Here is a 12,743-nt window from a genome sequence, read left to right on the forward strand (position 1 = left end):
GAAGGAAAGCGTGTCCACCGGATGGCGCGCTTTGAATTCATCCTCCAGCCTGATAGCCATGCCCCAGTTTCCAAGCGGAGAACATGTATGGGTCGGCGCCTCCTGATCGCAGGTAACTGGAAGATGAACGGTTTACGGGCGGAGCTGGCGGAACTCGACGCTATCGCCGCGGCCGTTGCGTCCCAAGATACCGGACCGGGAGAGCTTCTAGTCGCGCCGCCAGCAACACTTCTGGCCGCCGCTCGAGAGCATCTACCTAGCGACGTCAGTGTCGCGGCCCAAACCTGCCATCACAACACAAGGGGCCCCCATACCGGCGACCTGTCGGCGCATATGCTGCAGGAGGCAGGCGCTGACTCGGTCATACTCGGCCATTCCGAACGCAGAACGGATCATCGGGAAAGTGATGAGGACGTATGCGCTCGCGCGCAAGCCGCTCTAGCGGCGGGACTGAGAACGATCGTCTGCGTTGGTGAAAGCGAGGCGGAGCGCCGGGCGAACGAAACCTTGACCATCCTTGGTCGTCAGCTAGACGGGTCTGTTCCCGGTGAGGTTACAGCGGAGAAACTGGTGATTGCCTACGAGCCCATCTGGGCCATTGGTACGGGCCTTACCCCAACGCCGCACGATATCGCCGAGCTGCATGCTTTCCTTCGGAACCGGCTTGCGTTGCGCTTCGGCCATGCGTTCGCATCGTGTGTTCGGATTCTTTATGGTGGCTCGGTTAAACCCTCAAACGCCGCAGAGTTTTTCGCTCTCGATGACGTCGATGGCGCTTTGATCGGCGGCGCGAGTTTGAAGGCGACGGACTTTCTTGCGATCGCTCGCTCAGCACCGGAGCGGTAAGGACCGCCGACAGGACCGGGTTGGCGTTCGATAAGCCGTCATGTAGAAGGCGCCCAACTTGTCCAGCGATTGCGCGTTCTTTCCATGCAAACTGTCCTGATCGTTATCCACCTCCTCATCGTTCTGGCGCTGGTCGTTGTGGTTCTTCTGCAGCGTTCAGAAGGCGGCGCCCTCGGAATGGGAGGCGGTGGTGGCGGCTTGATGACGGCGCGTGGTGCGGCCAACGTCCTCACGAGGACGACTGCGATCCTAGCGACGCTTTTCTTCATCACGTCCATGGCCCTCGGGATCCTGGCCCGCTACGGCGGCGATAACCCGCTCGATATTCTCGACCGTATCCCGGCGCAGCAAAACGGTGCGGCGCCTGCCGGAGCCGATCAGGGTAACCTGCTTGACCAGCTTGGTCCGTTGCCGGATGCGACGCCGGCTACGCCTCAAGTGCCGACGGGCACGGGCGGCACCCAGCCTTCTGTGGCGCCCTCGACGCCGGTCGCCCCGCCTGTGAGCACCGGAGTTCCAACCGGTGCGGCGGCTCCGAATGGGTCGTCTTCCAATGTTATTCCAGCTAACCCCGCCCCGGAGGCATCGAATTCAAATGACGTTCCGACGGTTCCTCCAGTCGAGGCACCCGCTGCCGGTACGACCACGACCGGACCGACGAATCCGTAAGCACGTCCGACTCTGACGTTATTCGACGGGGCGCCTCGGCGCCCCGTTTTCGTTCGCAGTCCGTTTTTTCGGCTGGCCGAATCCAGCCCAAGCGAGTATCGGGAAGGCCCATGGCGCGATACATCTTCATCACCGGCGGCGTGGTCTCCTCACTCGGGAAGGGCATCGCTTCAGCGGCCCTCGGTGCGCTTCTGCAGGCGCGGGGCTATCGGGTCCGTCTGCGCAAGCTTGACCCTTATCTGAACGTCGATCCGGGCACGATGAGCCCAACGCAGCACGGCGAAGTCTTCGTGACTGACGACGGTGCTGAAACGGACCTCGACCTCGGACATTACGAGCGTTTCACCGGTCGGTCCGCTAATCGGATGGACAACATAACGACCGGGCGGATCTATCAGGAGATCATCGCGAAGGAGCGGCGGGGCGACTATCTCGGTGCGACTGTCCAGGTCATTCCGCACGTCACGGACGCGATCAAGAACTTCGTTCTCGAGGGCAACGAGGAGTACGATTTCGTTCTGTGCGAGATCGGTGGGACAGCGGGTGACATCGAGGCGATGCCCTTCATGGAGGCGATCCGCCAACTCGGAAACGATCTACCTCGTGGCGGTGCGGTCTATATCCATCTGACGCTGATGCCTTACATCGCATCTGCGGGCGAGCTGAAGACGAAACCCACCCAGCATTCCGTCAAGGAGCTGCGCTCCATCGGGATACAGCCGGATATCCTGCTGGTACGCGCCGACCGGCCGATCCCCGAGGTGGAACGGCGTAAGATGAGCTTGTTTTGCAACGTGCGTGAATCGGCTGTCATCCAGGCTCTGGATGTCGCAACGATCTATGACGTGCCCGTCGCGTACCACAAGGAAGGTCTCGATACCGAAGTTCTGGCTGCCTTTGGCATCGATCCGGCTCCCAAACCGAAGCTCGACCGGTGGCATCAGGTCGTCGACGCGGTCGCCAATCCGGAAGGCGAGGTCACGATCGCGGTGGTCGGCAAATACACGGGTCTGAAGGACGCCTATAAGTCCCTGATGGAGGCGCTTCAGCACGGGGGCATTGCCAACCGTGTCCGCGTCAAGTTGGACTGGATCGAGTCCGAAGTCTTCGAGAAAGAGGATCCAACCCCGTATCTCGAGCGCGTGAACGGCATACTCGTGCCTGGCGGCTTCGGCGAGCGTGGATCGGAGGGCAAGATCCTGGCGGCGCGCTTCGCTCGTGAGCGTAACGTCCCATACTTCGGGATCTGCTTCGGCATGCAGATGGCGGTCATCGAGGCAGCGCGTTCTCTCGCAGGCGTCGAGAACGCAGGCTCGACTGAGTTCGGTCCCACCGACGAGCCGGTCGTCGGCATCATGACCGAATGGATGAAGGGCAACGAACTCGAGCAACGTGCCGCCGAGGGGGACCTGGGCGGCACGATGCGGCTCGGGTCTTATGACGCCAAGCTCGCAGGTGGGTCGCGCATCGCATCGATCTACGGTGACACGGCGATCCGTGAGCGCCATCGACATCGCTACGAGGTCAACCGATCCTACCGTGATCGGCTCGAGGCGGCTGGCATGCGGTTTGCCGGTATGTCGCCGGACGGACTTCTGCCTGAGACGGTGGAACTGCCGGATCATCCCTGGTTCATCGGCGTCCAGTATCATCCGGAGCTCAAGTCTCGTCCGTTCGAGCCGCACCCGCTTTTCGCTTCCTTCATCGCGGCGGCTGTCGAGCAGTCGCGACTGGTTTGAGCCCAATGACTGAGCCACGTTCCCATATCACCTTGCGCGGCGTCGACTTCGCGCAGAACCAACCCTTCGCCTTGATCGCCGGTCCCTGCCAAATGGAAAGTCGGGACCACGCGCTGATGATTGCGGAGCGCATGAAACGCATCACCGGCGATCTTGGTATCGGTTATGTCTTCAAGGCGAGTTTCGATAAGGCGAACCGTACCAGCATGAAGGGGCGACGTGGCATCGGTCTTGACAGCGCCTTGCCCGTCTTCGACGAGATACAGCGCGAATTCGATCTGCCGGTCCTCACCGACGTTCACACGGCCGAGCAATGCGCCGAAGTGGGTGAAGTTTGCGATGTTCTGCAGATCCCCGCTTTTCTATGCCGCCAGACCGACCTCCTCATTGCCGCCGCGCGGACCGGCCGGGTCGTCAACGTCAAAAAGGGTCAGTTCCTTGCGCCGTGGGACATGACCAATGTCCTTGGAAAACTTATTGATGCCGGTAACAACACCGTTCTTCTGACGGAACGAGGCGCTTCGTTCGGCTACAACACGCTCGTCTCGGACTTTCGTGCGCTTCCGATCATGGCGGAGACCGGGGCGCCGGTCGTGTTCGATGCGACACATTCCGTGCAACAGCCCGGCGGGCAGGGCGGTTCTTCGGGTGGCGAACGTCGTTTCGTGGAAACGCTCTCACGGGCCGCCGTGGCGGTCGGTGTGGCCGGCCTCTTCATCGAGACCCACGAGGATCCGGATACCGCTCCCTCGGACGGACCGAATATGGTGCCGCTTGACGCCATGCGGACGCTTCTCGAACGGCTTCAGGCACTGGACGCCGTGGCTAAGGGTTTTTAACCACCCATTCGGCCAATCGGCCATCGGGCAAAACCTCCAAACGGGTAAAATACCATGACAGCGATCATCGACATCATCGGCCGAGAGATCCTTGACAGCCGGGGTAATCCGACGGTCGAGGTCGATGTCGTCCTGGAGGACGGATCCATGGGCCGCGCGGCGGTCCCGTCGGGTGCATCGACGGGTGCGCACGAGGCCGTCGAACTTCGCGACAAGGACGAGCGCTACGGCGGCAAGGGCGTGCAACAGGCCGTTCAGGCGGTCAACAACGACATCCTGGAAGCGGTGGTGGGTTTCGAAGCGGAGAACCAGATCCGCATCGATGCGGTGATGCGTTCGCTCGACGGAACTGCAAACAAGAGCCGTCTGGGCGCCAATGCGATCCTAGGTGTGTCGCTGGCAGTCGCCAAGGCAGCTGCCGAGTCCGCAGGCCTGCCGCTCTACCGCTACGTGGGTGGCGCCGGCGCCCATGTCCTGCCGGTACCGATGATGAACATCATCAACGGTGGTGCGCATGCCGACAATCCGATCGACTTCCAAGAATTCATGATCATGCCGGTCGGCGCTGAGACGTTCGCCGAGGGTCTGCGCATGGGCGCCGAGATCTTCCATACGCTCAAGAAGGCTCTGAAGGACGCCGGCCTCAACACCAACGTAGGTGACGAAGGCGGCTTTGCACCCAACCTCGGCTCCGCTCGCGACGGGCTTGACTTCGTTATGCGTTCGATCGAGCGCGCCGGCTACAAGCCTGGCGAGGACATCTATCTCGCATTGGACTGTGCCTCGACCGAGTTCTTCAAGAACGGCGTCTATGATCTCGAAGGGGAGAAGCGGAAACTGTCTGCCGACGAGATGGCTGGATATCTCGCCGAGCTCGCCGGTTCCTATCCCATCATCTCGATCGAAGATGGCATGGCCGAGGATGACTGGGCCGGCTGGAAGAGCCTGACAGACCGCATCGGTTCCACGACGCAGCTCGTCGGCGACGATCTGTTTGTCACGAACTCGCAGCGGCTGCGCGAGGGTATCCAGAAGGGGGTTGCCAACTCGATCCTCGTAAAGGTCAACCAAATTGGTACACTGACAGAGACGCTGGATGCCGTGAGCGTTGCAAACCGTGCAGGCTACACGGCCGTCATGTCCCACCGCTCGGGAGAAACCGAGGACTCGACAATCGCAGACCTAGCGGTTGCTACGAACTGCGGTCAGATCAAGACGGGTTCGCTGGCTCGCTCTGACCGGCTCGCCAAGTACAATCAGCTCTTGCGCATCGAAGAGGAGCTCGGCGATCAGGCGGTCTACGCGGGTCGGTCGATCCTGCGCGGTCGCTGAACCTCAAACCAGCTGGATCTCGACGGGGCGCTTCGGCGCCCCGTTTGCGTTCGGAATGGCAGAAGTTCCAGTAGCAGCTGTCGCGGCTGGCTTAGGGTTTTGCTAAGGATGTTTTGGGAGGATATGCGCATGACGCTCCCGACCCAAACACGCCAGTATCGTCGCTCCCCGCTTCGGCTGCTTGTGGTTCCGGCCATTACGCTGCCGTGTCTCGGCTATTTCATTACGCACGCCGAAAGTGGACGTTACGGCACCGAGGCCGGTATCCAACTCCGCGTGGAATTGGGCGCGAAGCAAGCGACCCTGAACTCGCTTCTCAAGCAACGGAGCGGCATCGAGAAGCGAGTGCAGCTCCTCAGCGACGGCACGCTTGAACGCGATATGATCGACGAACGCGCAAGACGGACGCTGAATACGGCGAATGCCGATGAAATTGTCATCCTGTTCGAGCCAAGAGAGTAACTGATTATCGGTTATCGAAATTCACGTACGCTCTTGTTGACCAAAATACGGTTCAGGCCGATCATTCTCTTGTTGCTTCGGCGCCGAAGCTGATAGTGTCCTTCGCAATGTCCGCCTCGCGGACGCGTGAAGACGGATACGTCATGGCCGCCAGCAAGCCGAAGACCAGTCCTAAAGTCGCAGCCGAAAAGGCTCGCGCCGCGGGTGCGATCGTCGATACCCTTCGGGCTTTTGAGCCGCCAGCGCCCGTTCAGTTCAGCAAGGACGAGGAGCTGCGCGCGTATCGCGACATGCTTCTGATTCGTCGTTTCGAAGAGAAAGCTGGGCAACTCTACGGCATGGGGTTCATCGGTGGCTTCTGCCACCTCTACATCGGCCAGGAGGCCGTCGTCATCGGCATGCAGATGGCGATGAAAGAGGGCGACGAGGTCATCACCGGTTACCGCGATCATGGGCACATGCTCGCGACGGGTATGGAGTCCCGTGGCGTCATGGCCGAACTGACGGGTCGCCGCTCTGGCTACTCGAAGGGCAAAGGCGGCTCTATGCACATGTTCTCGAAAGAGAAGCATTTCTATGGAGGACACGGCATCGTCGGAGCCCAGGTCTCGCTTGGGACAGGCCTCGCGTTCGCCAACCGCTACAAGGGCAACGACGCGGTTTCGATCACCTACTTCGGTGACGGCGCGGCGAACCAAGGCCAAGTCTACGAGAGCTTCAACATGGCCTCGTTGTGGAAGCTTCCGGTCATCTACGTGATCGAGAACAACCGCTATGCGATGGGTACGGCCGTCAATCGCGCCTCTGCCGAAACGAATTTCGCCCACCGCGGTATTTCGTTCAAAATCCCCGGCATCCAAGTGGATGGCATGGACGTGCGCGCTGTGAAGGCGGCAGGCGACATGGCTTTGGCACACTGTCGCTCGGGCGAGGGCCCGATCATCCTTGAGATGCTGACCTATCGTTACCGCGGCCACTCGATGTCGGACCCGGCGAAGTACCGGACACGCGACGAGGTGCAGAAGATGCGCTCGGAGTCCGATCCGATCGAGCAGGTGCGGGCTCGTCTCGTCAATGCTCATGCCATGAGCGAAGACGAACTGAAGACCGTCGACAAGGAGGTTCGCGAGATCGTCGCGGACGCTGCGGAGTTTGCGCAGAACGATCCGGAACCGGACGTGGCGGAGCTCTGGACCGACATCTATGCTGACGACATCCCGCAGGCCGCGGAGTAAGGGCGAACCATGCCGACCGAAATCCTGATGCCTGCTCTCTCGCCCACGATGGAGGAGGGAACGCTTTCCAAATGGGTCAAGAATGAAGGTGATACGGTCGCCCCGGGTGATGTGATCGCCGAAATCGAGACCGATAAGGCGACCATGGAGGTCGAGGCCATCGATGAGGGTACGATCGGGAAGATCCTCGTGCAGGCCGGCACCGAAAACGTGAAGGTCAACACGCCGATCGCGGTGCTCCTCGCCGATGGCGAAAGTGCGGATGATGCCAAGACGGCTGCGGCTCCAACGCCGTTGCAGTCGGCGAAGCAGGAGGCTCCGCAGGAGGCCAAGCCCGACGCTAGCGAAGCCGATAAGTCGAAGGCTGCATCTGTCCCTGCCGCCGGCATGTCCCATCCCGAAGTCGGCGATGCCGATGGCGATTACGCCGAAGAGGTTCCTGCAGACGCCAAGCTTGCCAGCCAGACTGTCCGTGAAGCGCTCCGCGACGCGATGGCGGAGGAAATGCGCCGCGACGAGCGGGTTTTCCTCATGGGTGAGGAGGTTGCCGAGTACCAAGGCGCCTACAAGATCAGCCAGGGTTTGCTGGAAGAGTTCGGCGCACGGCGCGTCGTGGATACGCCGATCACCGAGCACGGCTTTGCGGGTATGGGCGTCGGGGCAGCCTTCGGCGGACTGAAGCCGATCGTCGAGTTCATGACCTTCAACTTCGCCATGCAGGCGATCGATCAGATCATCAACTCCGCGGCGAAGACCCTCTATATGGCTGGCGGGCAGATGGGTTGCCCGATCGTTTTCCGCGGACCCAACGGTGCGGCTGCACGAGTGGCCGCACAACACAGCCAGGATTATGCGGCATGGTACAGCCACATCCCAGGGCTCAAGGTGGTTCAGCCCTATACGGCGGCCGACGCGAAGGGTCTCCTGAAGTCTGCGATCCGCGACCCTAACCCGGTCGTCTTCCTAGAGAACGAGATTCTCTACGGCCATTCCTTCGATGTGCCGCAGGTCGACGACTGGACGGTGCCGATCGGTAAAGCGCGTGTCCACCGCAGAGGCAAGGACGTGACTATCGTCTCGTTCGGAATCGGTATGACCTATGCGGTTGCGGCCGCCGAGCAACTCGAGAAGGAGGGCATCGACGCCGAGGTCATCGACCTACGTACGATCCGTCCGATGGATGTCGATGCTATCGTGCGCTCGGTGCGCAAGACCAACCGCTGCGTGACCGTCGAAGAGGGCTGGCCACAGAACTCCGTTGGATCCGAGATCGCCTCGCAGTTGATGGTCCGCGCCTTCGACGATCTCGACGCGCCGGTTTTGAAGGTCTGCGGCAAGGATGTGCCGATGCCCTATGCCGCAAACCTTGAGAAGTTGGCTCTGCCTTCGGTCAAGGACGTCATAGAGGCCGTCCGCGCCGTTTGTTATCGCGATTGATGGACAAGCCCGAAGTTTCGCCGTCCGTCGATGACGGTGAGGGGACGCTTCGAATACTCAGACACGTTTCGGCACCGCCGAAGCGCGTCTGGGCGTGTCTGACCGACCCGACCTGCTTCCGCAAATGGTGGCGGACACATGTCGAATTTGACGCCAAGACTGGCGGAATGTTCACAGCTCCCTGGATCGATCCGGAGGGACGCGGACGGACCGTGCGGGCGCAAGTCACGGCTTTCCATCCGCCGAACGGCCTTGTCATGGTTTGGGCGGACGATGATTGGGGCTTCGACACAGTCGTGTCGATCTGGATTGAAGCGAGCGACCAAGGTTCGCTCGTTACCATTGAACATCAAGGTTGGATGGCGGCTCCCGAACGCGAGCGCCTCGCCTACATGCACAGCCATCAAGACGATTGGACGCGCCACCTGAGCAATTGGGCTGCGCATGCCGAAGACATCGATGCCCACGCCAAGGGCGAGTGAGAGGACCGTCCACCATGCCGATCAACGTAACGATGCCAGCCCTTTCCCCGACGATGGAGGAAGGCAACCTGGCGAAGTGGCTGGTCAAGGAAGGTGATAAGGTCTCGTCCGGTGACGTGATCGCGGAGATCGAGACCGACAAGGCGACCATGGAAGTCGAGGCGGTCGATGAAGGCACGGTCGCCAAGATCGTCGTTCCCGCAGGGACCGAGGGCGTGAAGGTCAATGCGGTCATCGCAATCCTGGCGGCCGACGGTGAGGAAGCGAGCGTCGCATCGTCCGGGGCGGAACAAGCGACCCCGTCGACGGGTGCAGGCGATGCAAAGCCGCAGGGCGGAGCCTCAGGCGATAACGCGGTCGTGGTCGACCAGGAAGCGGCGAAGGATCTGTCGCAGCGTTCCTATGAGCGCCCGGCGGAAACCGCTTCGGGCGGGCCACGCATGGCAAGCGGTGAGGCTTCGTCCACCGCGACCAAGTCAGACGGTCGCACAATCGCGTCTCCGCTCGCCCGACGCCTGGCAAGAGAACAGGGCGTTGACCTTGCCGCCGTGTCGGGATCCGGTCCGCGCGGGCGCATCGTGAAGGCCGACGTCGAGGCAGCTGCAAAGAATGGTGCAACCGGCAAGCGCTCGGCGCAGCCTGCGAGCGCGGCCCAACCGACCGCGGCGTCCTCTTCTCCTCCCGCACAGGCAGCTCCCGCTTCGGCACGGCCCTCTGCGGACGATGCGATCCTCAAGCTGTTTGGCGAAGGGTCCTACGAGAAGATCCCGCACGACGGCATGCGCAAGACGATCGCGAAACGCCTCGTCGAGTCGAAGCAGACCGTTCCGCATTTCTATCTCAGTTTGGACTGCGAACTCGACGCGCTTTTGGCGCTTCGCAAGCAACTCAACGCTGCCGCGCCGATGATCCGCACCGAGGCGGGTGATAAGCCGGCCTATAAGCTTTCCGTCAACGACATGGTCATCAAGGCCATGGCCTGTGCCCTACAGGCGGTCCCGGATGCCAATGTCTCGTGGACCGATCAGGCAATGCTTAAACATCGACACGCCGATGTCGGCGTTGCCGTCTCGATCGAAGGCGGCTTGATTACCCCGATTGTCCGCAGGGCCGAGGAAAAGACCCTCTCGGCTATCTCGAACGAGATGAAGGACCTCGCCAAGCGTGCTCGCTCGCGCAAGTTGAAGCCCGAGGAGTATCAAGGCGGGACAACCGCCGTATCCAACCTCGGCATGTTCGGCATTCGCGACTTTGCGGCGGTCATCAACCCGCCACACGCGACGATTCTGGCGGTCGGTGCCGGCGAGGAACGAGCCGTCGTCCGTAACGGTGCTGTCACAATTGCCAATCTGATGACCGTGACGCTTTCGACGGATCACCGCGCAGTGGATGGCGCTTTGGGAGCTGAACTCTTGTCCGCCTTCCGTCGATTCATTGAAAACCCCATGAGCATGCTCGTTTGAGTTTGGGGAAAGCAGTCGCATGACCTCAACGATTGTCTGCTACGGCGACTCGCTGACGTGGGGCTTCGATGCCGACGGGGAAGGACGCCACCGGTACGAAGACCGTTGGCCGAGCGTCGTGCAGGAGACACTGGGACGCCGAGCGCACGTCATCGCGGAAGGCCTGAATGGCCGCACGACGGCCTACGATGACCATCTAGCCGCGGGCGATCGCAATGGTGCGCGTGTCCTACCGACCATCCTTGCCACACACGCGCCCATCGACGTCTTGGTCTTGGCGCTTGGATCGAATGATCTGAAGCGTCATACCGGTGGTGGCCGGGCGCGCGAGGCGGCCTGGGGGATGGAGCGGCTGGTAGAGATAGCGCGCAACTTTCCCTATGGCTTCGACTACGATGCTCCCGAGGTTGTCATCGTGTCCCCACCGGCACTTGTCGAAACAACCGATGATAACTTTGACGCGATGTTCGGTTTCGCGCGAGCGGAGTCCTTGCAGTTTGCCGAGCTCTTCGAGGCCCTTGCGCGTCGGCTAGGCTGCGTCCATGTCGCTGCATCGGAGATCTGTACGGCGACACCGACCGACGGGATCCATCTGGATGCGGAGAACACTCGGAAGCTGGGTGCCGCGATCGCCTCAACACTCGGCACGCTCACTTGAGCGCTACGCTCGAGGCCGCCTTTCAAACCAAACTCTCAGGACGCTGACCGATGGCTGCACCCTACGACATCCTCATCATCGGCGGTGGACCCGGTGGCTATGTCGCCGCCATTCGTGCCGCGCAGTTGGGCTTCCGTACCGCGGTGGTGGAGCGTGAACACTTGGGCGGCATCTGCCTGAATTGGGGATGCATCCCGACCAAGGCCTTGTTGCGGTCGGCCGAAATCTACCATTACGCTCAACACGGTGAGAGCTACGGTCTCAAGCTCGCCCAGCCTGGCTTCGATATCGGCGCCGTCGTGAAGCGGTCGCGCGGTGTATCGGCGCAACTCAACGGCGGCGTTGCGATGTTGTTGAAGAAGAACAAGGTCGACGTCATCTGGGGCGAAGCGAAAATCACGAAGGTCGGGAAGGGCGGTCCGGTCGAGGTACAGGTCGGGCCGGCGTCGAAGCCTGCCGTCGAGCCGCAAAATCCGGTTCCGAAAGCGGTTCTACCGCACGGTACCTACAGTGCTCAGCACGTCATCGTGGCGACAGGCGCACGGCCGCGGGTACTTCCCGGCATGGAACCGGACGGCGATCGCATCTGGACCTACTTCGAGGCCATGAAGCCGGCCGCCTTACCGAAATCATTGATCGTCATGGGTTCGGGTGCCATCGGCATCGAGTTCGCATCCTTCTACCGCGCGATGGGCGCGGAAGTGACGGTGGTGGAACTGCTTCCCCAAATCCTCCCCGTCGAGGATGCAGAGATCGCCGCTGTCGCTCGCAAGCAGTTCGAAAAGCAGGGCATGAAGATCCTTTCGAACGCGAAGGTTGCAAAGGTCGCGAAATCGGGACCGGGCGTGGAAGTCACCATCGAACAGGACGGCAAGTCGCAAACGCTTCGGGCGGAGCGGTTGATCTCGGCCGTCGGCGTTCAGGGCAATGTTGACGATCTGAACCTCGAAGCACTCGGCGTCGAGATGGAGCGCGGGATCATCAAGGTAGACGGCGCCGGGCGTACCAATGTGCAGGGTATATATGCGATCGGAGACGTCGCCGGCGCGCCGATGCTGGCGCACAAGGCGGAGCACGAAGGCACGATCTGTGTCGAGGCGATCAAAGGCATGGACACGCATCCCATGAAGCGGACGCAGATCCCCGGGTGCACATATTGCCAGCCGCAGATTGCGTCCGTCGGCCTGACAGAGGAGCGGGCGAAGGAAGACGGGCGGACAGTGAAGGTCGGGCGTTTCCGCTTCATCGGCAACGGCAAGGCCATCGCGCTCGGCGAGCCGGAGGGTATGGTCAAAACCATCTTCGATGCCAAGACCGGCGAACTGCTTGGCGCCCATATGGTCGGCGCCGAGGTGACGGAGCTGATTCAGGGTTTCGTCATCGCCATGGGATTGGAGACGACCGAAGAAGAGTTGATGCATACGGTCTTCCCGCATCCAACGCTCTCCGAGATGATGCACGAGAGCGTTCTCGACGCCTACGGCAAGGTCATCCACATGTAACTGGCGAGTTGATGTGATCGTTGGGTCTTTTCCCCGGTCACCAGTTCTTGACCACCCAATTTTCGGCCCATTTATGCTT

General features: G+C 61.3%; 12 protein-coding genes. All 12 read left to right on the forward strand.

The features are described 5' to 3' along the window. The first annotated feature begins 87 nt into the window (after positions 1-87). On the forward strand, positions 88-846 hold the full coding sequence (tpiA, locus tag BLQ76_RS09755) for a triose-phosphate isomerase (RefSeq protein ID WP_090672478.1): 759 nt from the start codon (positions 88-90) through the stop codon (positions 844-846). 84 nt (positions 847-930) lie between these two features. Continuing rightward, positions 931-1,515, forward strand: a complete 585-nt coding sequence (gene secG, locus BLQ76_RS09760) for a preprotein translocase subunit SecG (RefSeq protein ID WP_090672480.1) — start codon at positions 931-933, stop codon at positions 1,513-1,515. Positions 1,516-1,625: 110 nt separating this feature from the next. Beyond that, a complete protein-coding gene (locus BLQ76_RS09765; protein WP_090672483.1) occupies positions 1,626-3,254 on the forward strand; it encodes a CTP synthase in 1,629 nt (542 codons plus the stop codon). A 5-nt stretch (positions 3,255-3,259) separates the two neighbouring features. Further along, on the forward strand, positions 3,260-4,093 hold the full coding sequence (gene kdsA / locus BLQ76_RS09770) for a 3-deoxy-8-phosphooctulonate synthase (protein WP_090672486.1): 834 nt from the start codon (positions 3,260-3,262) through the stop codon (positions 4,091-4,093). Positions 4,094-4,147: 54 nt separating this feature from the next. Beyond that, positions 4,148-5,425 (forward strand): phosphopyruvate hydratase, encoded by a 1,278-nt coding sequence (gene eno, locus BLQ76_RS09775; protein ID WP_090672489.1) that lies wholly within the window; start codon positions 4,148-4,150, stop codon positions 5,423-5,425. Positions 5,426-5,554: 129 nt separating this feature from the next. Further along, positions 5,555-5,887: an FtsB family cell division protein gene (locus BLQ76_RS09780; protein ID WP_170842540.1), complete on the forward strand. Its 333-nt coding sequence runs from the start codon at positions 5,555-5,557 to the stop codon at positions 5,885-5,887. 143 nt (positions 5,888-6,030) lie between these two features. Beyond that, entirely contained in the window at positions 6,031-7,122 is a 1,092-nt protein-coding gene (pdhA, locus tag BLQ76_RS09785) for a pyruvate dehydrogenase (acetyl-transferring) E1 component subunit alpha (RefSeq protein ID WP_090672495.1), read from the forward strand. A 9-nt stretch (positions 7,123-7,131) separates the two neighbouring features. Then, positions 7,132-8,559 (forward strand): pyruvate dehydrogenase complex E1 component subunit beta, encoded by a 1,428-nt coding sequence (locus tag BLQ76_RS09790; protein ID WP_090672498.1) that lies wholly within the window; start codon positions 7,132-7,134, stop codon positions 8,557-8,559. Further along, positions 8,559-9,041, forward strand: coding sequence for an SRPBCC family protein (locus tag BLQ76_RS09795; RefSeq protein WP_090672501.1), 483 nt, complete (start codon positions 8,559-8,561; stop codon positions 9,039-9,041). Before BLQ76_RS09790 ends, BLQ76_RS09795 begins: the two co-directional genes overlap by 1 nt. Positions 9,042-9,055: 14 nt before the next feature. Continuing rightward, positions 9,056-10,504 (forward strand): pyruvate dehydrogenase complex dihydrolipoamide acetyltransferase, encoded by a 1,449-nt coding sequence (locus tag BLQ76_RS09800; RefSeq protein ID WP_090672504.1) that lies wholly within the window; start codon positions 9,056-9,058, stop codon positions 10,502-10,504. A gap of 19 nt (positions 10,505-10,523) precedes the next feature. Next, positions 10,524-11,162 carry an SGNH/GDSL hydrolase family protein gene (locus tag BLQ76_RS09805; protein WP_090672507.1) on the forward strand — a complete coding sequence of 213 codons (639 nt, stop codon included), beginning with the start codon at positions 10,524-10,526 and terminating at the stop codon, positions 11,160-11,162. Between the two features lie 50 nt (positions 11,163-11,212). Continuing rightward, positions 11,213-12,664, forward strand: coding sequence for a dihydrolipoyl dehydrogenase (gene lpdA / locus BLQ76_RS09810; protein WP_090672510.1), 1,452 nt, complete (start codon positions 11,213-11,215; stop codon positions 12,662-12,664). The last annotated feature ends 79 nt before the right edge of the window (positions 12,665-12,743 follow it).

This window comes from Aureimonas jatrophae, from assembly GCF_900104035.1.
GTDB classification, from domain to species: domain Bacteria; phylum Pseudomonadota; class Alphaproteobacteria; order Rhizobiales; family Rhizobiaceae; genus Aureimonas; species Aureimonas jatrophae.